The organism is Exiguobacterium sp. s128 (assembly GCF_018618815.1).
GTDB lineage: Bacteria > Bacillota > Bacilli > Exiguobacteriales > Exiguobacteriaceae > Exiguobacterium_A > Exiguobacterium_A antarcticum.
The window spans coordinates 1-22,217 of the sequence record NZ_JACSMT010000043.1 but is presented as its reverse complement, the minus strand read 5'-3'; the positions used below and the strand labels follow the sequence as shown (position 1 = coordinate 22,217).

Annotated in this window: 21 protein-coding genes; 14 read left to right on the top strand and 7 right to left on the bottom strand. The window is 46.2% G+C overall.

Translation table 11 applies throughout. The annotated features are described in order from the left end of the window. Positions 1-160: 160 nt before the first annotated feature. From KNQ13_RS13175 to KNQ13_RS13165, 3 genes are read left to right on the top strand one after another with little or no spacing between them, the layout of a single operon-like run. Positions 161-1,687 (top strand): hypothetical protein, encoded by a 1,527-nt coding sequence (locus tag KNQ13_RS13175; protein WP_214755812.1) that lies wholly within the window; start codon positions 161-163, stop codon positions 1,685-1,687. A 19-nt stretch (positions 1,688-1,706) separates the two neighbouring features. After that, a complete protein-coding gene (locus tag KNQ13_RS13170; RefSeq protein ID WP_209548434.1) occupies positions 1,707-2,414 on the top strand; it encodes a WxL domain-containing protein in 708 nt (235 codons plus the stop codon). Between the two features lie 23 nt (positions 2,415-2,437). Then, entirely contained in the window at positions 2,438-3,451 is a 1,014-nt protein-coding gene (locus KNQ13_RS13165) for a DUF916 domain-containing protein (RefSeq protein WP_209548435.1), read from the top strand. A 47-nt stretch (positions 3,452-3,498) separates the two neighbouring features. Here KNQ13_RS13165 and pepT read toward each other — a convergent pair whose 3' ends face one another. After that, a complete protein-coding gene (gene pepT, locus KNQ13_RS13160; RefSeq protein WP_209548436.1) occupies positions 3,499-4,734 on the bottom strand; it encodes a peptidase T in 1,236 nt (411 codons plus the stop codon). Between the two features lie 109 nt (positions 4,735-4,843). Here pepT and KNQ13_RS13155 point away from each other — a divergent pair, with 109 nt between their 5' ends. Next, complete coding sequence (locus KNQ13_RS13155; RefSeq protein ID WP_209548437.1) at positions 4,844-5,827, top strand: zinc-binding dehydrogenase; 984 nt, start codon at positions 4,844-4,846, stop codon at positions 5,825-5,827. 115 nt (positions 5,828-5,942) lie between these two features. On the opposite strand, the gene KNQ13_RS13150 is transcribed toward KNQ13_RS13155, so the two are convergent. Beyond that, a complete protein-coding gene (locus KNQ13_RS13150) occupies positions 5,943-7,130 on the bottom strand; it encodes a class I SAM-dependent rRNA methyltransferase (protein WP_209548438.1) in 1,188 nt (395 codons plus the stop codon). A gap of 229 nt (positions 7,131-7,359) precedes the next feature. On the opposite strand from KNQ13_RS13150, the gene dcm reads away from it, so the two are divergent. The 3 genes from dcm (at position 7,360) to KNQ13_RS13135 (ending at position 10,651) form a co-directional block, all read left to right on the top strand. Next, complete coding sequence (dcm, locus tag KNQ13_RS13145) at positions 7,360-8,625, top strand: DNA (cytosine-5-)-methyltransferase (RefSeq protein WP_209548439.1); 1,266 nt, start codon at positions 7,360-7,362, stop codon at positions 8,623-8,625. A gap of 70 nt (positions 8,626-8,695) precedes the next feature. Beyond that, a complete protein-coding gene (locus KNQ13_RS13140; protein ID WP_251027455.1) occupies positions 8,696-9,202 on the top strand; it encodes a very short patch repair endonuclease in 507 nt (168 codons plus the stop codon). A gap of 108 nt (positions 9,203-9,310) precedes the next feature. Then, the gene (locus KNQ13_RS13135) at positions 9,311-10,651 is read left to right on the top strand and encodes a Sau3AI family type II restriction endonuclease (RefSeq protein WP_209548440.1); all 1,341 of its coding nucleotides are present in this window, start codon (positions 9,311-9,313) and stop codon (positions 10,649-10,651) included. A 135-nt stretch (positions 10,652-10,786) separates the two neighbouring features. On the opposite strand, the gene KNQ13_RS13130 is transcribed toward KNQ13_RS13135, so the two are convergent. The 4 genes from KNQ13_RS13130 to KNQ13_RS13115 all read right to left on the bottom strand — a co-directional run bounded on the left by KNQ13_RS13130 (position 10,787) and on the right by KNQ13_RS13115 (position 13,757). Continuing rightward, the gene (locus tag KNQ13_RS13130; RefSeq protein ID WP_209548441.1) at positions 10,787-11,233 is read right to left on the bottom strand and encodes an OsmC family protein; all 447 of its coding nucleotides are present in this window, start codon (positions 11,231-11,233) and stop codon (positions 10,787-10,789) included. 106 nt (positions 11,234-11,339) lie between these two features. Next, positions 11,340-12,272 (bottom strand): aldo/keto reductase, encoded by a 933-nt coding sequence (locus KNQ13_RS13125; RefSeq protein WP_026830440.1) that lies wholly within the window; start codon positions 12,270-12,272, stop codon positions 11,340-11,342. Positions 12,273-12,286: 14 nt separating this feature from the next. Beyond that, positions 12,287-13,177, bottom strand: a complete 891-nt coding sequence (locus KNQ13_RS13120; protein ID WP_026830439.1) for an aldo/keto reductase — start codon at positions 13,175-13,177, stop codon at positions 12,287-12,289. Positions 13,178-13,271: 94 nt separating this feature from the next. Beyond that, positions 13,272-13,757, bottom strand: coding sequence for a cupin domain-containing protein (locus KNQ13_RS13115; RefSeq protein ID WP_026830438.1), 486 nt, complete (start codon positions 13,755-13,757; stop codon positions 13,272-13,274). A gap of 145 nt (positions 13,758-13,902) precedes the next feature. On the opposite strand from KNQ13_RS13115, the gene KNQ13_RS13110 reads away from it, so the two are divergent. The 3 genes from KNQ13_RS13110 (at position 13,903) to KNQ13_RS13100 (ending at position 16,700) form a co-directional block, all read left to right on the top strand. Next, positions 13,903-14,184 (top strand): putative quinol monooxygenase, encoded by a 282-nt coding sequence (locus tag KNQ13_RS13110; protein WP_026830437.1) that lies wholly within the window; start codon positions 13,903-13,905, stop codon positions 14,182-14,184. A 186-nt stretch (positions 14,185-14,370) separates the two neighbouring features. Continuing rightward, positions 14,371-15,774, top strand: coding sequence for a YfcC family protein (locus KNQ13_RS13105; RefSeq protein ID WP_026830436.1), 1,404 nt, complete (start codon positions 14,371-14,373; stop codon positions 15,772-15,774). A gap of 104 nt (positions 15,775-15,878) precedes the next feature. Then, a complete protein-coding gene (locus KNQ13_RS13100) occupies positions 15,879-16,700 on the top strand; it encodes a DUF1028 domain-containing protein (RefSeq protein ID WP_014971654.1) in 822 nt (273 codons plus the stop codon). A 69-nt stretch (positions 16,701-16,769) separates the two neighbouring features. On the opposite strand, the gene KNQ13_RS13095 is transcribed toward KNQ13_RS13100, so the two are convergent. Then, a complete protein-coding gene (locus KNQ13_RS13095) occupies positions 16,770-18,401 on the bottom strand; it encodes a glycosyl hydrolase family 28-related protein (RefSeq protein ID WP_026830435.1) in 1,632 nt (543 codons plus the stop codon). A 145-nt stretch (positions 18,402-18,546) separates the two neighbouring features. Here KNQ13_RS13095 and KNQ13_RS13090 point away from each other — a divergent pair, with 145 nt between their 5' ends. The 4 genes from KNQ13_RS13090 to KNQ13_RS13075 all read left to right on the top strand — a co-directional run bounded on the left by KNQ13_RS13090 (position 18,547) and on the right by KNQ13_RS13075 (position 22,087). Beyond that, a complete protein-coding gene (locus tag KNQ13_RS13090; RefSeq protein WP_026830434.1) occupies positions 18,547-19,308 on the top strand; it encodes a hypothetical protein in 762 nt (253 codons plus the stop codon). A gap of 65 nt (positions 19,309-19,373) precedes the next feature. Then, the gene (locus tag KNQ13_RS13085; protein ID WP_026830433.1) at positions 19,374-19,880 is read left to right on the top strand and encodes a hypothetical protein; all 507 of its coding nucleotides are present in this window, start codon (positions 19,374-19,376) and stop codon (positions 19,878-19,880) included. Between the two features lie 289 nt (positions 19,881-20,169). Next, positions 20,170-21,153 (top strand): YhdH/YhfP family quinone oxidoreductase, encoded by a 984-nt coding sequence (locus tag KNQ13_RS13080; RefSeq protein ID WP_026830432.1) that lies wholly within the window; start codon positions 20,170-20,172, stop codon positions 21,151-21,153. A gap of 70 nt (positions 21,154-21,223) precedes the next feature. Next, a complete protein-coding gene (locus tag KNQ13_RS13075; protein ID WP_026830431.1) occupies positions 21,224-22,087 on the top strand; it encodes a hypothetical protein in 864 nt (287 codons plus the stop codon). Positions 22,088-22,217 lie beyond the last annotated feature (130 nt).

Genomic DNA, 22,217 nt, shown 5'->3' with positions numbered 1-22,217 from the left:
TTACGATACCGGGGTTTTCGCTTTTTTTCTATGTTCGATTTAAAATCCGATGGATTTTATGTGTCAACCACACCTTATGGTGATGAGCCTGTTTTGAAGGAAATAAACGATACTATGTACTAGGTCTATTGAAATAGGTCAATGGGAGGGAAAAAGATATATGTATAGAAATCGTTCCCCGAATCTCATCATCCTCATGATTTTTCTCTGTTCATTACTTTTACCTGTGAATTCGAGCCGAGCTGTCACGAATCAGACTGAGTCAGAAGAACCATTAACGGTTGAACTGTGCAAAAACTTCTTAGAAGAAATGGAAAAGGAGACGGACGCGTCTGATAATCCTCTTCTTTTAGAAAAACTGAAAGCATGCGAAGTAGTACTGGAAGAAGCAGAATTAAAAGAGGCGGATCAAGAAGATGAAACAGCCGTTCCGGACAAGACATCTCCGGAAGAACAAGAGGAACCAAATGAAGAAGTAATCTCACCAGCATATCCAGAGAAGGACGAGTCCGTGACTTCACCCACACCTGAGAGCGACACCCCGACGACCCCAGAACCATCCACATCCGGGACTGAAAACCCGATGCCTCCAGATATACCAGCATCCGAGGACGATACTCCAGCAAACTCTGATTCCGAAAATTCTGATTCTCCTCTTTCTGAAGAGGAAGAATCTCCAATCGCTCCACCTTCATCAACAGAAGAAAAATCGAATGAACAACAGAAGGATTCTCCTGTAGAAAAAAAGGAAACCTCGCCGGAAGAACTGCCGGTACCTAAAGCAACAAAAAAAGAGCCAGTAGCAAAGCGACAAGCGGTAACCCCTCGTCTTGCTGGTATCGCTGTGCTCGGAAATTCCAGCTTGAGTGTTACGTATAATGCCACTACGAAAACGATTCAACTCGTCAATGATGTTTCGAGCTTACTGAACGCTAACTTATCGAGTGGCTATATCACCTTTCGGTTGCCACCCGAGGTGATGCAGAGCATTGAAGCGAATTCAGTTCAACTCCAGTATCGATATAGCGGATTGTTAGGAATCGGAACACGAACGGTCGATGTGGTACCGGTAATCGACCGAACCAATAATCAAATTTACGCCGATGTCAGTTCCTTACTAAAACTATCTTTACTAAGTAATGATCGTTTCATATTATCTTTTAAAGTCGGGCAACTACCGGTTGGTCTAGATAAAACCTATACCTTCAAAAGTGCTTTAGTCGACGGTTTGATTGATTTAAATGTATTAAGTGGCAATACCGCAACGGCGACACTCGGAATCGGCCCGACGTTCAGTCTGACTGTTCCGTCGACGCTCGATTTTGGAAGTTATGAGTTAACGGGACGGGAAACTGTCATTTCGCGACTTGAATCAATGACGATTTCAATCGCGCATGAAAATGCACCAGGATATAACTGGCGGTTACAAGCCAGTCTGACCCGTCCATTGACCAGCACGGAAGGGGATGTCCTTAAAAATGTCTTGTATTTCAAGACGGCGACGAAAAAGCAGCTGCTTCAAGCGGCAGAGATTGAAGTCGCGACCGGACAAATGACAGGCAACCAAAGTCAAGCACCACTCATCTATGCTAAAGAGGAAGGGGTCATTTTAGATCTGACAGGAAAATACGCTACACCTTCAACGTATAGTGCAGATATTCAATGGAGTTTAGTCAATGCGCCTTAACAAGGAGGAGGAAATTTAGATGAAAAAACGGTTTGTTGCAACCTCGGTATTGATGAGTACGGCTTTATTGCTTGGAACGACTTCCGCATTCGCTGCTACGACGTCGACAGGAAACTCAAAGGCGACCATTACCTTTACGACAAATACAGCACCCGTTATCGTGGATCCGGAAACTCCGGATCCAACAAAACCTTATGATCCTACCGGCGATGGAGGAAACAATCCGACGGGAAACACGGGTCCCCTTACTCTTGACTATGCACCAAATTTTGATTTCGGTTCGCACGAATCACGTGCGACCAATTCAGCCGTCTATCAAGCACTGGATAAAAAACCGTTCCTGCAAGTAACCGATCGACGCGCAATTCGTTCCAAGTGGGATGTGAAAGTGAAGCTGGGCAATTTTACAAACTCACAAACATCTGATGAGTCATTAATAGGAGCAAAACTATCCATCAAAAACGGGATTGTGAAATCAGCGATTGACTTGATTGGTGTTCCAGCACCGACGACTCAAGACGTTGTATTAGAAGCAGGCGCAGCAGACGGTACATCGATTTTATCATCGGCTGCCGGTACGTTCTCAACCTGGCTCGTTTACTGGCCGGGAGACCTGATAGGACAAGCCCCGAATACCCGTATTTCGTTAGATGTTCCAATCAATACACAAGTTGAAGGAACACACACGGCTACTCTTGAGTGGGTCCTCTCTGACGTCGTGAATTGATTCGGAATCAAGGGGGAGTAGAGATGAAAAAATGGGGTATCACTAGTCTTGCCATTACGTTTTATCTGTTATTCAGCGCAGGTAGTCCATCTGTCGTCAAAGCAGATGAACCTGTCAATTTTTCAATCGAAGCGATACCAAACGAATTTCAAGTCGATTCGGATGTGACATACTTTGACTTACGAATGGCAGCAGAACAAAAGACGAATGTCCGTGTTCGGATTTATAATCATGGGTCGGACGATCAAACGTTTTTAACATCCGTTCGAAATGCGACGACGAATGGGAACGGATTAATCGTCTATGAGCAAAAAAAACCGCTCGCTCTTGCGCCTGTTTCATTAACGGACATGGTCCGACCGGCTACAACATCGACCTTCATCAAAAGTGGGAAATCAAAAGTGGTTTCTTTGCCTCTGCACATTCCAAATGAGTTGACTGGAACGGTCCTTGCAGGGATTCGGGTCGAAAAAAAGTTTAAGGCAAGTGAAGCTAAACAAGATACGATTGGGATTCAAAATCGACATGCTTACGTTATTGGATTAAAAGTCCGTTCTGAAATTAAAGATCTCTCGCCTAAGCTGACCTACGAAGGGATTCAAACCAAATCGTATCTGACACGTCCGAATGTTTTAGTAAAGCTTGCAAACCAAGCGCCGACGATTACGCAACCGATGAAGTTTGAAACGGTCGTTACCAAAAATAAAAAGGTCGTTGTCCGTAAAGAAATGGACGTTCGTTTTGCACCATCAACCTACATGACAGTGCCGATTGAAACAATGGGTATTTTAAAAGCAGGTACGTATCAAGTTGCGATTCACGTTGAAGAGAAAGAACGGACGTGGACATGGAATGATGAATTTAAGGTAACGGAAAAACAAGTAAGACAAATGGAAGAGAAGATTCCAAAAATCGAAAAGAATCCGAATTCCTTCATTGGAGAATGGTCCAAGGAATTAATGATTGCCTCAACATGGATTATTGTTTTCTTACTTGGATATATTTATCGTCTGAAGAAACAGCAACACACATCATGAAAAAAAAGCAGATTCTCACATCGAGAATCTGCTTTTGTTGAGTGATCTTATTTAGATGACGTAGCGAATCGTTCAGCAATTGCCACAACGACTTCCGTTGCTTTAACCATATTGTCGACAGAGATGAACTCAAACTTCCCGTGGTAGTTTTCGCCACCTGTAAAGATATTTGGTGTCGGAAGTCCCATGTACGACAGTTGCGAGCCGTCCGTCCCGCCACGGATTGGTTTAATGAGTGGTGTGACGCTACGCGATTCCATCGCCGCATGGGCGATATCCACGATTTCCATGTGTGGTTCGATTTTTTCACGCATGTTGTAGTATTGGTCGTTTAGCTCCAGCTCGACGCTTCCCGCTCCATATTTCTTGTTCCATTCTTCGACTAAGGCCGTCAGGAAGTGTTTGCGGGCTTCGAACTTCGCGCGGTCGAAATCACGGATGATGTACTGGACAGTCGTTTTTTCGACCGATCCTTCAAACGAAATTAAATGATAGAATCCTTCGAAACCATCTGTGAATTCAGGTGCTTCATCACCCGGTAACCGGTTTTGGAAAGCCATCGCATGTTTTTGTGAATTGACCATCTTATCTTTCGCTGTACCCGGATGGACGTTTGTTCCGTGGAAGACGATTTCGGCCGCAGCGGCGTTAAAACTTTCATATTCGAGTTCGCCGAGCGGACCACCGTCGACCGTATAGGCGAACTTGGCATCAAATGCTGCGACGTCGAAATGATGCGGACCACGTCCGATTTCTTCGTCTGGTGTGAAGGCAACACGGATTCGGCCGTGTTTGATTTCCGGATGGGTGATGAGGTGATGCATCGCGGTCATGATTTCGGCGATACCGGCCTTATTATCAGCACCGAGCAATGTCGTGCCATCTGTTGTCATCAACGTATGCCCGACGTAGTTTTTAAGTGCAGGAAAATCCTTTGGTGATAGGATGACAGGAAGCGTTGCATTGAGCACCAAATCTTCTCCATCATAGTCTTCAATGATTTGCGGATGGACGTTTGTCCCCGTAAAATCAGTTGCCGTATCCAGGTGTGCTAAAAATCCGATCGTCGGAATATCAGCATCAGTATTTGCAGGAAGAGTCGCCATGACATATCCATTTTCATCGACGGTCACATCACTCATGCCAATTTCCTTCAGTTCGTCAACAAGGAGGCGGGCGAGCGTCCATTGTCCGTCTGTAGTCGGGACGGTCGTACTGGCGTAGTCAGACTGGGTATCGATTTTCGCATATGTAGTCAAACGACGAATTAAATCATGTTTCAAAGGGAAAACGTCCTTTCTGAGTTAAGGTAGCTTCATCATAGCATGAAGTACGAATGTTAGAGTATTCTGAAACAGGATAAACTGATTTGAAAAAAAGGGGGATTTTTTTATGAAAGCTTATGTCGTCGAACAGTACGGAAAAGACGCTACGTTAACAGAAAAAGACGTCACACTCAATCAAACGGGGAACTACGATTTGAAGATTAATGTGGAGGGTACAAGCCTAAATCCACTGGACACAAAAATGTTTTTTGGTCATGTGGCAGCAGCTCCGCCAACTGGAATTCTCCAGGGCGATGTTACGGGGACAATCATTGAAATCGGGGAGAGTGTGACGTCTTTTTCCGTCGGCGATCATGTCATTGCCTTTGGTGGTGGACTCGGAAACCGATCGGGGGCACTCGCGGAACAGATGTTGGTTCCGGAACAGATGGCCGTACACAGACCGGACAATCTGGACATTGCCGCAGCAGGTTGCCTGCCGGTCATCAGCCTGACCGCGATGGAAGTACTGAAAGAACGGGCAACCGTCCAGTCGGGGATGCGAGTATATGTAGCAGGTGGAACGGGTGGAGTTGGACATCTTGTCGGACAACTGGCTAAACATTACGGGTGTGACGTGACAGCGAGCGCTTCGAACGATGAAAAAGCGAGGTGGTTAGAAGACCATGGCATTCGTCCGCACCGGTACCGGGAGGAATCCGCCGAGAAATTGCTGACACGTCTCGGTCATGATGGATTTGATGTCATCATTGATACCGTCGGCGGGGATCATCTGCAAGAGTCGTTCATCCTTGCGAAAGAACGTGGAAAAATTATTTCCATCGCAACGCGGACGACACAAGATTTGACACCGATGCACAGTAAGGCGTTGACGCTTGAAGCTGTGTTTGTTGCTCTTCCTTTGCTGAAAGGAAAAGAAAAAGAGATGTTACGTCAACAAGAGCATCTAGCAGAAGTCGCAAAACTCGTCGCGGATGGAGTCATCGATCTCGTCATCGAAGAACACGTGCCGCGCCAAATCGATGCGTTGAATGTTGCCTATCAAACCTTTGATCAGCGGTCACATTTTGGAAAGATTAGCATTACTTAAAATGAGAGCTAATTTTTCCTAAGAATAATGATTCGCTATTCAGTTTACTTTTCCTTTTCATTCCAAAAAAATTCTGCTGATGATTTTTTCATCAGCAGAATCGTTAATTATGTGTTTATTTACGACGGATTAAGACGGCTTTTGAAGCCACTTCTTTTAATGAAGCGTGTTCCGGGAAATCGTCCAAAGGAGTACTTTCCCAAACGATTTCGTACGTTTGACGTAACTTTTTAAACGCTTGATCGACCATCTTCATAAAACGGACTTGATCGAATAAAGGACAATCTGTCGTGATCAGCAACAGTCCGCCACGATGCGTCATATGTATCGTTTGTTGAATCAAAGCGGGTAAGTCAACTTCCGCTCGGAAATGACGTGTCTGTGTTTTGACGAGCGCCGGGGGATGGACGATGACGAAATCGAAGCGTGTTTTTTTGTCGGCTTGATCGATATAGTCAAATGCGTCTTGCACAAGAATTGTCTGTGTCGCGTGATCCAGTTGATGCAGTTCAAGTTGTTCGATTGTTTTATTGCGGCTCCGCGTCGAGAAATCGACACTGGTTGTTTCAGTCGCACCACCGAGTAGGGCGGCCGCTGTTAGCGTACCGGTGTCAGAAAACAGATTCAGGACACGAAGGTCCATGGCGTGCTCTTTAACGACGGAACGGAGGTCACGTTGCTGGATATCAAGTCCTGTCCGCATGCCGGCATCGAGATGGTACAACAGCGGTGTGCCGTTTTCTTGTAAAACTTCCGGGAAATCACCGCGTTCACCGGCTAAGAAATCGTCTCCTTTGACGGGTTGACCGTCGATTTGGAACGTTCGTTTTTCGTAAATGCTCTTAAAATGAATGAGTGACTCGAGCGCCGAGACGATATCGGATTTAAACGAGTAGATGCCTTCGTTCTCGAATGTAATCAAGTAATGGTGATCAAAACAATCGATGGTCAATCCGCCGATGCCGTCACCGGAACCATTAAAGACCCGGAATGTATCAATCAAATCGTTCTCAAAAAAATCATTTCGACGATCGAGGGCAACCTCGATTTTTTCTTTGAAAAAGATATCATCGATGTCTTGCAGTTCATCGGTTGAGAGTAACCAACCGAGTCCTTTTTCCTGCTTGCCAAAATAACCGGTCGCAAGGTATTCTTTATCTTCTGTAATCAATCGAAGCAACGCGCCTGCTTCTTTTAAATGATTACTCTTTTGGAACAGCTCTTTATATAGAAGGGGTTGTCTATTTTTAATTTGTTCGATGGCCGTCGCTTTGACGACGACGGGATAGATTTCACGTGGCACATAAGTTCCTCATTTCTAGTTGTGGATAAGTTCAATTATTATACCATAGCGTGAGTTATCCACATGTGGATAATTTGTTTTGTCTTTCCTTAACGTATGAAAATACTTTTGAGAAACCTTACGGAAATATAGGGTTGATTATGCGTTATTTCATAATTTCGATCTGTTCAAGCCATATTTTCTTTGCTATAATGAGTTAAATTAGTACTACGAAAGGACGTTCGTATTTATGGATATAAATAGAAAAATGAACACAGTCGAATTGTTTGCCGGTGTAGGCGGATTTCGAGTTGGTCTAGAAAAAGCTAATCCTGATTTTTTTAATGTCGTCTGGGGAAACCAATGGGAACCATCAAAAAAAGCACAGGATGCATTTGATTGCTATGCTTCGAACTTTGATAAAGGCATTCATTCTAATGAAGATATTACTAAGGTCAGTGACGAATCCTTTAAAAATCTAGACGCTAAACTTGTCGTCGGAGGATTTCCTTGTCAAGATTATTCTGTGGCTAGAAGTCTCTCTGGGGAAAAGGGGATTCAAGGGAAAAAGGGTGTTCTATTCTGGGAAATCAGACGTGTGATTGAAGCGACATCGCCGCGTTATGTTCTGTTAGAGAATGTTGATCGTCTTTTAAAGTCACCTGCAAGCCAAAGAGGACGTGATTTTGCAGTCATGCTAGCTACTTTCCGTGACTTAGGATACAAGGTGGAATGGCGTGTCATCAATGCGGCTGAATATGGGCAAGCTCAACGAAGAAGACGTGTATTCATCTTTGCAACTAGAAATGACACTGGATTTTCTAAAGAACTCGAATCGTACGAATCAGAAGACATCCTGTTTGAAAAAGGGTTCTTTAGCCCCGTGTTTCCGGTCAAACATGAAGTAATCAAAAATAGAAAGTTAATTGGGAAGTTACCTGATGACATCGTAGAAATATCAGATAGTTTTTCTGCTTCCTTCTACAATTCTGGATACATGCATGATGGGAACTTCTATTCAATTCATACTGAGCCTGTTTTCGAGAAGCCGGTTCTACTGAGAGACATTCTACAACCAGAAGAGACGGTACCTGATAAGTTTTATCTTAGTGAGAGTGCAATCGAAAAATTCAACTTCTTGCGCGGTGCTAAAAAAATCGAAAGAACCTCGGTCGATGGACATAAGTATATCTATTCAGAGGGAGGCATGTCGGAAATTGACGACTTGGACAAACCTGGACGGACGATGTTGACTAGTGAAGGAACAACGAATCGAAGTTCTCATGTCGTTGAAGTGGATGGAAGAAGACGCTTCTTGACACCTCTTGAATGTGAGCGTCTGAATGGTTTTCCTGATAATTGGACGAACACGATGAGTGATCGTATGCGTTATTTCTGTATGGGTAATGCTTTGGTAGTCGGCTTGATTGAGCGAATGGGAAAAAGAATCGAGCAACTTGAAATCAAACATGTTGAAGAAATTCCTCTCCAAGAAAAGTTGTTTTTGAATAATTGATACGTAAGATACTCTTGATGCACATCAAGAGTATCTTTTTTGTTTCCAAACTCTACTTGAACGGGAAAAGATGTTAAAAGCTAAGTTTGGGAAGGTGGATGGAATGGTGACCAAAAATAAGAATCTGAGTAAGGTGCATGGCAAGGATACGAAGATGGAAGTAAAGGTGAGAAAAGAACTATGGCATCGAGGGTTGAGATACCGAAAGAATTATAGAAAACTATTGGGAACACCTGATATTGCATTCCCTAGCATCAAGTTAGTGATTTTTTTAGATTCTTGTTTTTGGCACGGATGTCCGACTCACTACAAAGAACCTAAGACGAATATAGAATTTTGGAGAAATAAGATCAAACGTAATCGTGAACGAGATAAAGAACAGACTGAGCATTATCTGTGTGAAGAATGGACGATATTGAGATTCTGGGAACATGAGGTGAATAAGGATTTTGATCGCGTCATTGAAGAAATCATAAAAACCCATACTGAATTGTCTGAGCATCATGGTATAGACGCTGAAAGTGAAGTGGAAGAATTTCTTGAGAAAGATATTGATTTCGGAAATCCTTGTGATTGATTTGAATGATACGGAGTACGTGAATTTCAATAGTTTAACCAAGCAATAAAGACTTGTTGGAGGTAAAATGTAATTTATTAGTACATTTTTCAATCAGGAGGCCTTTAGATGAGTGAGTATAAATACGATACAAGTAACCCTGAAGACATCGAACGTTATGCCAAAGGGCTGGTAGGGAAAAGTTTCCGGGAAGTGATGCCTGAAGCTGTCGAGAACAAAGCATCAAGAGGGAATTTAGGTACCTTGCTGGAAGAACATTATTTCGGATATAAACCGAATTCCAATGCTGCTCCTGATTTTGAAGACGCAGGCGTCGAATTGAAGGTTACTCCCTATAAAGCATTGAAAAGAGGGAAGAAGTTTTCAGCTAAAGAACGTCTTGTCTTGAACATCATCAACTATCAGGATGTGGTGAAAGAAGAGTTTGATCAAAGTAGTTTTTATTATAAGAACAAGTTATTATTACTGGTTAATTATCTTTGGGAAGAAGAGTTGGAACGATTAGATTATCCAATCACACATGCACAGTTGTTCCAATTCCCGAAAGAGGATTTGGAAATCATAAAGGCGGATTGGGAGTATATCGTCGAGAAAATCAAATCGGGCGAAGCTCACCTTCTCTCGGAGGGAGATACGAGTTATCTAGGGGCATGTACAAAAGGTGCGAATAGTAAAAGTTTACGCGTGCAACCATATTCAGACGAGCTAGCAATGCAGAGAGCCTTTTCTTTAAAGGGATCTTATATGACTGCGATATTGAATCAGTACATTTTTAACGAGGTCACTACGTATAAAAGAATGGTTGGCAGTTTATCCGGATTACGCTTAGAGGAATGGATAGTCAAGAAAATGGATGAATTCAAAGGGATGAGTGTCGATTCCTTGAAAAGTCGATTCAATCTAAAATCGGACGCAAAATCAAAATTTGCGATGTTGGCATCCAGAATGTTGAATGAATCATTTGATGATGCTGAGAAATCTGAAGAGTTTTTAAAGGCAAAGATTAAATTAAAGACGATGAGGATTGGTTTGAACGGAAAACTGAGAGAAGAGATGTCATTCCCGACATTCAAGTATACGGAAATAATTAAAGAGACATGGGAAGAGTCTGAATTGAGAACGATGTTTGAAACGACGAAATATCTGTTCGTGGTGTTCAAAGAGGTGAGTAAAGATAACTACATATTTGATCGAGTGATAATGTGGAATATGCCAATTGAGACGTTAGATACGGAAGTCAAAGAAGTATGGGAAGAGACCGTTCGCAGAATTAAAGAGGATAAAGCTGATAGCCTTCCTAAAAAATCGGAGTATACCGTTTGCCATGTTAGACCTAAAGCACAAGACAAACTAGATACTTACCCGACACCTTTTGGTGGAGCCGAAACAAAGAAATGTTTTTGGCTGAATCGTGAGTTTATATTCGATATCATCAAGGAGCATGAATGAAACTAATTCTAAAACAAGGCTGGTCTCGCTAAAGTAAAATCATATGAATGGATATTTTTCAGAACTTTTTTTGATAAAAAATTCACCCATTTCAATCAATCTCAAATTGAATGGGTGAAAAATAATGCTAGATTTTTACCTTTCCAACTCCACGACCGCTTCTAACGAAACGTTCACATTACCGGCCAGTGCCCGGGTAATCATACACGATCCTTCCGCTTTTTCGGCAAGACGGCGTGCTTTTGTCAGGTTCGCTTCCGTTGTGTCCGCTGGAAGAATCAAGGTCGGTCGATGAATGATGGCGTCATAGGTAAAGACACCATTCGTGACGTCGACGATTCCTTCCGATTCCATTGTCAGTGACACTTTCGGAATGTTGTTGCGTTCAAGCATCGCGGCCAGCGTGATGATGTAACACGTTGCTGCCGCACCCAGTAACATTTCGTCCGGATTGGTTCCGACACCGGGACCGTCCATCGCGTCCGGAATCGAAATTTTCGTTTTCAGTTCACCTGTCTCGATCTGTCCGACATCATTCCGATTGCCGGGCCAGTCGGCTGTGAGATGAAAATGGTGTTTCATAAATAATCGCCTCCTGTTTCTTTATCATACGAGCGTTCCCAAAGATTTTCGCTTAATTTGCTCAAAGCAACACCACGCCAAGTCAAAATGGCGTGGTGTTTTTGTGTCAGCTGAAGATTTGATCAATTTGGCGGATTTCCTCTTCCATCAATTCTACATCAAGTGTTCGGATTGTATCCGTGACTTGATCAGCTCGTTTCGCACCTGGAATGATGGCGTCGATGCCGTCCTGTGCTAAATACCAGGCGAGGACGATGTGGGCGACTTCGGCATCTTTTGCTTCCGCAATCGGACGCAACAAGTCGACTTTTGCCAGATTGTCTTTAAATACATCCTCTTGGAACAACGGATCATTTTTCCGAAGGTCATCAAATTTCGTTTCGGCATCGTATTTTCCGGCAAGCAGACCGGCTGCGAGCGGGAAGTAAGGCACGAACGAAATGCCGTGTTCCCGGATGTACGGGAGAATCTCTTTTTCAGCGTCACGTTTAAAGAGATTGTACTCTCCTTGATAGACGTCGATATGACCGTCTTTGTTCGCTTCTTTTAATTGTTCGAGCGAAAAGTTCGAGACCCCGATCGCCCGAATTTTTCCTTCGGCTTTCAACTCGGCAAGCGCGGCGACCGCTTCGTCTTTTGGCGTCTGCTCGTCCGGGAAGTGAATGTAGTAGAGGTCGATATAGTCTGTTCGAAGACGTTTCAGACTGTCTTCGACCGCTTGTTTTAAAAATTCAGGTGAGTTGTTCATGACGACATTGCCGTCGATGAGTTGGTGTGCCCCTTTTGTCGCAAGAATGACTTCTTCACGCTCCACCGTTTCACTCCACACTTCTCCGACCAGTTCTTCTGAACGTTCCGGACCATAAATGTAGGCGGTATCCAAAAAATTGATGCCGTTCATTAAAGCAACGCGGACAAGATCACGCCCGGCCTGTTCATCGAGATTCGGATAAAGGTTATGTCCACCGACAGCATTCGTTCCAAGACCGATTGGGTTGACCATTAAATTGGATTTTCCGAGTTTGACTGATTTGTTCATGACTGTACTCCTCCTTAGACGATATCGAGTGGTTCTTTTTTCGTTGGTGCCGGGAACGCTTCGTCGAGTGCGGCCAATTCTTCTTCCGTTAGATCAATCAAAGCCGCCTTCCCGTTTTCTTCCACATGTGGCGCTTGTCCGGCTTTTGGAATCGCGATGACATCGCCGCTTCGGATGGCCCAGGCAAGCAGGATTTGTGCCGGTTGGACGCCGTGTTCTTCGGCGAGTCGTTCGACAGTCGGATGGTCCAGCAACTGATCCCGTAAACTGCCGCCTTCGGCAAGCGGACAGTACGCCATAACCGGTATACTGTGTTGTTTGAGAAGCGGCATCAGCTCATACTCAATCCCGCGTGAACCGAGGTGATAAAGCACTTGATTGACGGCACACTGATCGCCTTTGTCGAGCGCGAGAAGTTCCTTCATGTCCTTGACGTCAAAGTTTGAGACGCCCCAACGGCGAATTTTTCCTTCGGCTTTCAATTGTTCCAGTCCATCAACTGTTTCCTGTAACGGAATGCTGCCACGCCAGTGCAACAAGTAGAGATCGAGATAATCCGTGCCGAGGTTTTCGAGTGTCCGCTCACATGCGGCGCGCAGTTTTTCGCCGCCTGCATTATGGGGATAGACTTTCGAGACGAGAAACACTTCGTCGCGTCGCTCTTTGAGCACTTCACGAATCAGCTGTTCGGATGCACCTTCCCCGTACATTTCCGCGGTATCGATCAGCTCCATCCCGCTGTCCAGTCCGACATGTAAGGCGTCGATCTCAGCCTGACGTTTCGTTTGATCTTCTCCCATGCGCCATGTTCCTTGACCCAGTGCACGAACATGTGTCTGATCCGGAAGCGTGACGGTTTTTTGTTTCAGTGCCGCCAGTATGACGGTCCGTTCTGTCTCATTCATTTTTCTTCCTCCTTTTAAAAACACAATAGTAGGGTTTACCACTGATGGAGCAGAAAAAAACGTTCGCTTTCCAATGGACGGAAAGCAAACGTGTCTACCAGTGTTCAAATAAGGGGCCTTCTTTTCCGTAAACGGGATCCGTTTGCGGCCGTTCCACTTTTACAATCCGTTCCAGATTATCCGGGCGTTCACACGGATCACCCGTCAACGTATCGTAGTCTTGACCATTTGGGTATGCACCAACGACTTTGAACTGCCGGCTCGTGTGTAACGCCTTATGTCCCGTGCCGGCAGGAAGGATGACGACATCACCAGCCGTCAACGTGAAGGTCTTCCCGAGTGGTCCACCGAGTTGGATACTGGCATGTCCTTCAAGAATACCGATGACCTCATGGGCGACGCTATGATAATGATGGAAATCAAATATGCCGTCGATCCAACTATTTTGCCAATTGTGGGCATGAAACGTATCCTCGATCGATGAAGGGTCGTCAAAGACATGACGATAAACAAGTACAGGGAATTCTGGATGATTCGGAATCTCGCCATCATCCTCGAAATAAAAAATTTCGACCGTCATGTGAATCGACTCCTCTCTGTTGCCAAAATGATATATTTTTTTACCCGAAATATAACTTCCTTAATCGTACAAGCATCTTAATGGAGAATGGGAAGGGAAGGTGCTACGATACTTGCGTTAATGAAATTTTAGAGGAGGCTTTCCAATGATCGCCATTGAAGCAAAATTAGAAGTACAACCTGCCAAACGTCAAGAATTTTTAGAAGCAACAAAAACGTTGATTGAAGGATCACGCATGGAAGCGGGCAATATCAGTTATGATCTCTTTCAAAGCATCGAAGACGAAAATGTCTTCATGATGATTGAGAAATGGGAAGATCAAGCAGCGATCGAATCACACAACACAAGTGCGCATTTCGGTCAGTTCGTAGCATTTGCTCAAACAGCGCTTGCGAAACCGTTAGATGTTCAATCATTTAATGCATAAGTTTTAATGTATAAATAACGAAGAAAACCTGACAAGCGGTCGGGTTTTTTTGTTTTTCTGTAGAGGAAGCAGTCATTGATATATTACAAAAAAATTAAATGACGAAATACGCTGTTATTTTTTCCATAAATAGGGCATTATCTCTTATGAGAGTAAAATTTTAAAAGTCAGTCAGGAGGCAAGCGAATGAATGAACGGAAACCACAGACAGATGCTTCTGCCCGGTCTTTCTTCAAGATGCCTCACACATATGCTATCATCATGGGAATTTTACTGATTGCAGTCATCTTGACGTATACGTTACCGGCAGGACAGTTTGATCGGGAGAAACAAGACGGACAAACGGTCGTCATTGATGGTACGTATCGTGCGGTTGAGTCAGCACCCGTTAACTTATTCGGTTTATTTGAAGCAATCCCGAAAGGAATGGAAGCAGGCGCAGCCATCATCTTCTACATCTTCCTGGTCGGAGGTGTCTTCGGAATCATCCGGCAAACGGGTGCGATCGAGTCGGGCATCAATCAACTAATCAATCGTTTTGGTCAAAAGGGACATATCATGATTCCGATGACGATGTTTGTCTTTTCGGTGGCGGGCGCAACGATTGGGATGGCGGAAGAAACCATCATCTTCGTTCCGATCGGCATCATGCTGGCACGTGCGCTTGGGTACGATGCGATGACGGGTGCGGCCATCGTCAGTCTCGGGGCAGCCGTCGGATTTGCCGGAGGGATGCTGAACCCGTTTACGGTCGGTGTCGCTCAATCGATTGCCGAAGTACCGCTATTTAGTGGACTCGGTTATCGGACAGCAGTCTATCTCGTCTTTTTAGTCGTCACGATTGTATACGTGATGAATTACGCGCAAAAAGTAAAAAAAGATCCGACAAAGAGTCTGGTTCATGATCTGGAACAACACCGGAAAGAAGAGACGACAACGTTCTCACGTTTTTCGAAAAAACACCTCTTTGTCCTTGTTGTATTGGTGGGTGGAATCACGCTGAACGTCATCGGTATCTTCGAATGGGGTTGGTATTTGACGGAACTGACGGCGTCATTCCTCATCATTGGTCTCCTTGCCGGGATTGTGACGATGGGCGTCAACCGGACGTTCGAGAGTTTGATTGATGGGGCGAAAGCCGTCACATTTGGTGCTTTAATTGTAGGATTCGCCCGAGCAATCGTCGTCATCTTAGAAGATGGTCGTGTCATCGATACGGTCATCTACGGCTTGTCGAATGCCGTCGGACAGTTACCGACATCACTTGCGGTCATCGGGATGTACATCGTCCAACTGATTACGAACTTCTTTATTCCGTCTGGTAGTGGACAAGCGGCGACGACGATGCCAATCATGGCGCCACTCGCTGACTTGCTTGGAATCGAGCGCCAGGTCGCCGTTCTTGCCTTTCAGTACGGTGATGGACTGACGAATATGATCTTCCCGACGAGTGCCCATTTGATGGCATTCTTAGCGATTGCCGGTATTCCTTATGACAAATGGTTACGGTTCGTTTGGAAATTATTTGCGATTTGGATTGTCCTCGCTTGTGGGGCATTGTTACTTGCTGTTTTCTTAGGTGTTCAATGAAGATCGACCTTCCGTTCCAAGTGAACGGAAGGTTTTTTACATGCAGGAAACGGGAACTTGTACGACGAACGGTTAGTTATGACAATAAGGGGGATTTTTAGAACATGACATATTCAATCGTTGGTTATTGTGAAAAAGAACAAGCTTGGGGTGTAGCGGTTCAATCTAAATTTTTAGCAGTCGGCAGTGCGGTTCCATTTGCGAAAGCCGGTGTAGGTGCCATTGCGACCCAATCCTTTGCGAATACAGCTTATGGACCGGACGGACTACGAATGATTACAGAAGGCAAGTCGGCGGATGAAGTCTTGAAACGTCTGACGGAAGCGGACGAAGGGCGAGCGGATCGCCAGGTCGGAATCGTGGATGCCTCCGGTAAAAGTGCGACGTTCACAGGTGAAGGTTGCAACGACTGGGCGGGCGGGATTGCCGGGAAACACTTCGCAGCACAGGGAAATATTTTGGTCGACGGGAACACAGTCAAAGAAATGGCTCGTGTGTTCGAGACGACGGAAGGACCGCTCGCGGAACGATTGTTGCGGGCGCTCGCAGCCGGTCAAGCAGCGGGAGGGGATTCGCGGGGGATGCAGTCAGCTGCCTTGTTAGTCGTCAAAGAAGGTGGCGGATACGGCGGATTCAATGACCGGTACATCGATCTGCGGGTCGACGATCATACGAGTCCGATTCAGGAACTGGAACGGATTTATCAATTGCATACTCTCTATCTACAGCCAAGTAAACCGGAAGAAATCAAGCCGATCGATGATGCGCTGGAGTCAGAAGTGATGGATAAGTTACTCGAACTCGGCTACCGCGGCTCGTTCGACGAAGCATTCCGGACGTATCTGCATACCGAAAACTTCGAGATGCGGGAACAACCAGATCGTTCGATTGATACCCGGGTATTGGCGTATCTTCGCGCACAATAAGATAAATAAGGCTGACTCGACATGCGTCGAATCAGCCTTATTTTGTGTTCTGAATCATCCGGAAACCAGTTATGTCGAATGCGTGCGGACCGGTACTTTATAGCCGGTCGCGATAAACCGTTCGAGTTCAGGTTCGGACTTGGCATTCAGACCAACCGTCCCATCCCCTTTGATGGCGACGTTCGCTAAACGGACACGTTCGATGCTTGGTCCAATCGTGATGCCGTGTTTGGCAGAGTCCTCGATCCGGACATCAAGCAAGCGCACATCCTCAGCGCGATTGTTTCCGCCAAAGACTTGAATGTCCGTTTTGGCCTGCCGGAAACCACTCATCTTGACTTGGCTTAATGTCACGTTACGTGCTTTGTACTGAATCCCAATCATGGGTTGTTCTTGATAGTCATAATAGGGGTCACCGAGCACCGTGAAGTCGTGAATGACGACGTTCCGGTACGCGGAGACGATGAGTGCCCGCGGCTTTGAATTTTGATACAGCGCCGTATATTGCGGTGTCTGGGCGATCAAACGGGTCGCGACGATGTTGTATGCGGTTTGCGATGTCGGGTCCGTTGCTTGATGATGGCCGATGTGACGGAAGTTGAACGACCGGTGATCATCGACGGACAAGTGACCGACGATTTTAACGGTCGATGCAGCAGACGATGTTGCATGGGCTTTGATTTCAAGCCCCCCGAAACAACGGGTCGTCGCATTGTTGAACAACCAGACATCACGTGAACCGTCATCAATCTCAATCCCGTTTGAGTTCGAGAAACCAGCGGCATGGGCACGCCCACTTGGATCCCGCATAAAACAGTTCGAGATGAACAAGTGATCACTGTGGTGGGTCGTGATGCCGTCGTCACCGAAACCGGATCCGGTCAGACCATCAAACCAGATGAACGAACTGCTGAGGTTGGCACGTGCACCGTCCCCATTATAGTTGTAGTAAGGCGTCGAGATATCAAAGCAGTGCAGACCCGGGTTGACGGCATCGACGTCAAAGACCCAGCCGTACGTGACATGGGCATAGGTCAAACAACTCGAATGATTGCCCCACGTGCTGCTTTTTTTAGCGTCCCCGATCCGCTCGATGTTCCAATCAAGTGTCATCCGTTCGACGAGCAGATGATGATTACCGAGTAAGTAATTTTGATTCGTGATCAACCGGCGTCCTTTTGGTGCCGCATCATGAAGTTTTAAAATCGTTTGTCCTTTGCCGTCACCGGTCAAAATCGTATAACTCGGCAGACGAATCCCTCGGACGAGATACGTACCGGCCGGGACATGGACTTGGCGGTGTCCGTCAGCGAGTGCTTCCTTGAAAGCGAGTGTATCGTCCGTCACACCGTCCCCGACTGCTCCATACGTCCGGACATCGACTTTTTCGACCTGGCTGATCAACTGTTCGAATTCATACGTCAGCCGTCCGAACCAGCTCGGACGGACTTCATCCTGTTCACTGACAAAGGCTTTCGTCAACGGCAGAATATGTTTATCCCGATCCGTCAAAAAGAGCGGTGAAATCAAGGACCGGAGATAACGGCTTGGATGCGGTGTTCGGCGCGGTGCAACGAACGGACTGTCTTTCATCAGTTGCTCCGCCCGAAGGACAGCCTCTCCGTTCGACTTCGTTTCGGTATATTCTGCGATCAGTTGCCCATTCTGATACGGATCATGTGTTTCATCTAATCTCAACATCTAGAAACCCCTCTCTAAAAATCACTCTTTTCCTTTTCCCGTCCCCTTCCGTATTCAAGCCCCTTTCTGTCAAAAACAAAAAATTCCGATAATTAGGTCGTGTTTCGGATATAATGGATAAAAATGACATTATAGAGGTGGGGACATGCGCTTTCGAAGTCGGTTGTTCATTTTGATTGGTGTGGTCATTCTAGGGCTGGGCATCATGAAACCGTTAGTTCAGGCAGGATACAAGACGTTACAAACCGTTGAAGTATTTCCGGGGGGCGGTGCACAACAAAAGTGTGTAAGAGAGTGTGAATCCGAACCATTGACGTTTTGGTGGTCGAACTTGTTTAAGAAAAAAGAGCCGCCAAAGGAAAAAATCATCTATGGATATGAGACGGGCGAAAAGGGAGAAAGCGGAGGAACACCACGGAAAACAAAGTTTATTTCACTCGGATTCCATCCATTTTCGAAAGAGAAAGGCGAAGAGGGCGACAGCGGCTTTCCGTATCTGCTGGTCGCAACCGGTCTCGCCGGTTTAATCGGACTGATTCTGATTGTCCGTCGTCTTCGTAAGCGACAGAAGCGGAACGGAACGTTCAGGGAGTCGCAGCAACGCCCGGTTGGAATCAAGAAGCGGATGCGCGAAACAAGTATGGAAGAGGAACTGCCGCCATTACCGGTCGAGCAGGTCCGGCAACAGGTTGTCTTGTTTAACCGTCATCTCCCGCAGAAACTGAAACGACGGGAGACCGAGTCGTTCCGGGAATGGTTTGCCCGAATTGGTTTTCAGCCGTCACCTGAATTGCAACGGTTGTATGAAACGGTCCGCTATGATCCGAACCAATCAACCGATGTGACGGCAACGGTATTGGTGGACATCGAAAATGATTTTTCCAAGTATCTCGGGCAACTCAAATGAAACCTTTCATAATCTCAGGACGTAATAGACACTAGAGCAGGATTAGGAAACGGGGGGACTGAACAATGTACTTAGCAGATGCCGTGAAACTTAAAAGTATCTTACGGAAACAACTCGAACAATTAGTCGAAGAAGTGGACCGGATTGCGTTCATTGATCTTGAAAAGGGAGAAGCCTTACCGACCGGTCAAGAGCGGACGTTACTGGATGTCGAATCGGCAATGGACGAAGTTCGCCGGGATATGCGGATACTGGACCGGCTAGTCTACGCTGCGAACTTGTCGACAATCATCGAGACGACAGAAGGTGAAGTACCGCTCGTCGAAGCGATTGAACTGGCGACCCAGCTCCGGGCAAAAGCCACACAGTTCCAGGAACTCGCTGCCCGTCCGAAACGCGAATTCCAATATGGATTTGAAGGAACGACGGTTATCCGTCATGCCTTGTACGACCCGGATGCGTACCGGATCAAAGCGCAGGAGATAGAGCGGGCGGCGCACCGGATTTCGAATGCGATCAATGCCGCCAACTATCGGACGGAAATTGATTTTGACGGGACACGTTACATGTAAGACCCTGGTCAGGTGAGACTCCTGATCAGGGACGGCGCTTCTGACACAAAACCTCTTCCAATAGGGAATTTCAACGGCCACGGCACACCCATGACCACTGACCGATGACGTTCTGACCTGTCACCAGTGACTACCTGCGGAAAAACGTTTCTTTTCGTCAGACGCCAAAAACCGTGAGTGCTTCGGCATTCACGGTTTTTTTGTGGGAACAAAACTCGAATAAAGGGTATGCCGACGACTGTGTTCGGGTATAGTTTACTGGAAGTTATTCATGAAGGAGGACTTGGATATGAAAAATACATTCAAAGCATTTGTTGTCCGGGAACAGAATGGTGACTTTACTGGAACACTCGAACAGAAACAGGTCGTGGAGTTGCCGGCAGGAGACGTGTTGATTCGCGTCGACTACTCGTGCGTCAACTATAAGGATGCGTTGTCCGTCGCGGGAAACCGGGGGGTGACGAAACAATATCCGCATACGCCGGGTGTCGATGCAGCAGGTCATATCGTCAGCTCGACCGATGTACGGTTTCATGAAGGAGAGGCAGTCGTTGTCAATGGATTTGATTTTGGCATGAATACATCTGGCGGCTTTCAAGAATACATACAGGTTCCGGGCGACTGGATCACACCATTACCGGACGGACTCACGACGTTTGAAGCGATGGCGTACGGCACGGCCGGTTTGACTGCCGCGCAATCAGTGGATGAACTGTTGCGACGGGTGAAGCCGGAAGACGGTCCGGTTCTCGTCACAGGTGCGACGGGTGGAGTCGGAAGTATTGCTGTCGCACTGCTTCTTAAACTGGGATTCACCGTTCATGCCGTCACGGGAAAAGAAGCGGAAGCGGATCGTTTGAAACAAGTAGGCGTGACGGAAGTCCTGTCCCGGCAATCGTTTTTGGACGAAACGACACGTCCATTGAAAAAAGGAAGTTATGCCGGCATCATCGATACGGTCGGTGGACCATTACTCGCGTCCGTCATTCGGTACGTACAATATGGTGGATCGGTCACGACATGCGGCAATGTGGGAGGGGCTGAAATGACACTGACCGTCTATCCGTTCATCTTGCGTGGTATACGCCTGATTGGAATCGATGCCGTCCAATTGCCGATCACGGAGCGTATCCGCCTCTGGCAACTGCTTGCAACCGACTGGCGGTTACCGGTCCTGAAATTGGTCGAAACGAAAAGTTTACATGATCTTCCGGACGTCGTGGCTTCCCTGCTCGACGGCACCCATCAAGGCAGAACTGTCATCGAAATTTAACCACTGTCGAGACGCTAATCGATGGTATAGTGGTTAAAAAGTGTCTAGGTCAATTCAGGAGGAACAATAGATGGATCAACATGAACAACAGAAAGAACAAGAACGATTGTCCCGGAAAGAGCGCCGCAAGCAGAAACGCAATCGGCGTAGTGTCGCCCTTGGTGGTGTCTTAGCGACGGTCCTGATCGTTGGTAGTTGGGGTTATATGGTGTCGACGAACGATGCGAGTCATGCGACATCAACAGTGGAATCACCTAAGTCCGTCGACGGCGAAAAAGAAAAAGAGCCAAAAACAGAAAAGTCAGCCTCGACTGATCAAAAGAAAAAAGAACCAAAAGCGAAGAAGAAGGCGGATAAACCGGAAATCAGCCAAGCCGCATGGGTGACACGTCCCTTTGTTGATGTGTATCAGGATGCCAATCGGAGTAGCGTCATCTATAAAGCCGATTTAGGAGACGTCTACGAAATTCTGGATACAGAAAATGGCATGCTTCACTTAAAACTAAGTGACGCCGTCGAAGGATATATCCCGGAAACGGACGTCCGGATGGATGTCCCGTCAGCGGTTAAAGATAAGACACTTCTTGCGACGTTGCAACAGGTTGTCGCGAATCAACCAATCGAGAAGCCGGAGCAATATCTTGGTCAACCGCTTGAGAAATTTGAAGCGAAGTACGGTGCACTTGGAAACACGCAAAAGGATGCCGTCAACACCTATCACTTCTCGAATGCCGGGTACCTTTTAGTCGTATCAGACGGAATCGTCGAGGCGATCGACTGGACGAATGCGTCGGCTTCCGGCTTGTCCGCCCTGGGAGAACCGGTCGTCGAAACGAGTTACGGTACGTGGTACCAAGGTGAAAAATTACAACTGAAAGCTTTCCCGGACAATGGATCAACGCGATTGCGTCTCGCGCGTGATCCCGGAAAATAAGTAAAAGCGGTCTGTCTTTGACAGGTCGCTTTTTTTTTTACGACGAATTGTAATATTAAGTGCAACACCTAGCTGAAAACACAAAAAAACCCATAACGACCTCGTGTAGAATAGAGTTACCACACAAAAT

What these genes read in the sequence shown, in the direction of transcription:
- KNQ13_RS13105 (WP_026830436.1), top strand. Translation starts at nt 14,371, where the DNA reads ATGAATGAACGGAAACCACAGACAGATGCTTCTGCCCGGTCTTTCTTC.
- KNQ13_RS13085 (WP_026830433.1), top strand. Translation starts at nt 19,374, where the DNA reads ATGTACTTAGCAGATGCCGTGAAACTTAAAAGTATCTTACGGAAACAA.
- KNQ13_RS13130 (WP_209548441.1), bottom strand. Translation starts at nt 11,233, where the DNA reads ATGAAACACCATTTTCATCTCACAGCCGACTGGCCCGGCAATCGGAAT.
- KNQ13_RS13090 (WP_026830434.1), top strand. Translation starts at nt 18,547, where the DNA reads ATGCGCTTTCGAAGTCGGTTGTTCATTTTGATTGGTGTGGTCATTCTA.
- KNQ13_RS13165 (WP_209548435.1), top strand. Translation starts at nt 2,438, where the DNA reads ATGAAAAAATGGGGTATCACTAGTCTTGCCATTACGTTTTATCTGTTA.
- KNQ13_RS13110 (WP_026830437.1), top strand. Translation starts at nt 13,903, where the DNA reads ATGATCGCCATTGAAGCAAAATTAGAAGTACAACCTGCCAAACGTCAA.
- KNQ13_RS13155 (WP_209548437.1), top strand. Translation starts at nt 4,844, where the DNA reads ATGAAAGCTTATGTCGTCGAACAGTACGGAAAAGACGCTACGTTAACA.
- dcm (WP_209548439.1), top strand. Translation starts at nt 7,360, where the DNA reads ATGGATATAAATAGAAAAATGAACACAGTCGAATTGTTTGCCGGTGTA.
- KNQ13_RS13135 (WP_209548440.1), top strand. Translation starts at nt 9,311, where the DNA reads ATGAGTGAGTATAAATACGATACAAGTAACCCTGAAGACATCGAACGT.
- KNQ13_RS13175 (WP_214755812.1), top strand. Translation starts at nt 161, where the DNA reads ATGTATAGAAATCGTTCCCCGAATCTCATCATCCTCATGATTTTTCTC.
- KNQ13_RS13095 (WP_026830435.1), bottom strand. Translation starts at nt 18,401, where the DNA reads ATGTTGAGATTAGATGAAACACATGATCCGTATCAGAATGGGCAACTG.
- KNQ13_RS13170 (WP_209548434.1), top strand. Translation starts at nt 1,707, where the DNA reads ATGAAAAAACGGTTTGTTGCAACCTCGGTATTGATGAGTACGGCTTTA.
- KNQ13_RS13125 (WP_026830440.1), bottom strand. Translation starts at nt 12,272, where the DNA reads ATGAACAAATCAGTCAAACTCGGAAAATCCAATTTAATGGTCAACCCA.
- KNQ13_RS13140 (WP_251027455.1), top strand. Translation starts at nt 8,696, where the DNA reads ATGTTAAAAGCTAAGTTTGGGAAGGTGGATGGAATGGTGACCAAAAAT.
- KNQ13_RS13080 (WP_026830432.1), top strand. Translation starts at nt 20,170, where the DNA reads ATGAAAAATACATTCAAAGCATTTGTTGTCCGGGAACAGAATGGTGAC.
- KNQ13_RS13120 (WP_026830439.1), bottom strand. Translation starts at nt 13,177, where the DNA reads ATGAATGAGACAGAACGGACCGTCATACTGGCGGCACTGAAACAAAAA.
- KNQ13_RS13100 (WP_014971654.1), top strand. Translation starts at nt 15,879, where the DNA reads ATGACATATTCAATCGTTGGTTATTGTGAAAAAGAACAAGCTTGGGGT.
- KNQ13_RS13115 (WP_026830438.1), bottom strand. Translation starts at nt 13,757, where the DNA reads ATGACGGTCGAAATTTTTTATTTCGAGGATGATGGCGAGATTCCGAAT.
- KNQ13_RS13075 (WP_026830431.1), top strand. Translation starts at nt 21,224, where the DNA reads ATGGATCAACATGAACAACAGAAAGAACAAGAACGATTGTCCCGGAAA.